The sequence below is a fragment of the Parabacteroides sp. MSK.9.14 genome (assembly GCF_019041495.1).
In the GTDB taxonomy this organism is placed as follows: Bacteria; Bacteroidota; Bacteroidia; order Bacteroidales; family Tannerellaceae; genus Parabacteroides; species Parabacteroides merdae.
In genome coordinates, this window is the sequence record NZ_JAHPXO010000145.1 from 1 (window position 1) to 344 (window position 344).

Annotated in this window: 1 pseudogene; it reads left to right on the forward strand. The window is 53.5% G+C overall.

What is annotated here, in order from left to right:
- Positions 1-344 (forward strand): annotated as a pseudogene (locus KTG12_RS21530) (hypothetical protein); the annotation flags it as partial.

Here is a 344-nt window from a genome sequence, read left to right on the forward strand (position 1 = left end):
CCTGCATCAGTCTGGTTATTTGAACGTTTGGAAAACGGTAAATTCAACATGAAGCTGGCTGATGGCGTTCATACGTTTGCCCAGCTGCCGGCCGTCATGCAGGAGGTGAAGGTCACGGTTAAAACGAATGATGCCACGACCTATATCCTGACGATCACGACGGCTGAAGGTAAGTTCGACACCCCGAACCTTCGGGGAAACGATGCCCCGGTTCCTTCGATCGATCCGGAAACCAAGCATTGGAAAATAGGCGAAGAAGATACGGGGGTGGTAGCCGAAGGACAGGACGGGGAAAGCTACGACGACACGGAAATCAGGAACGCGCTGACAGCCTTGCAGCAGCA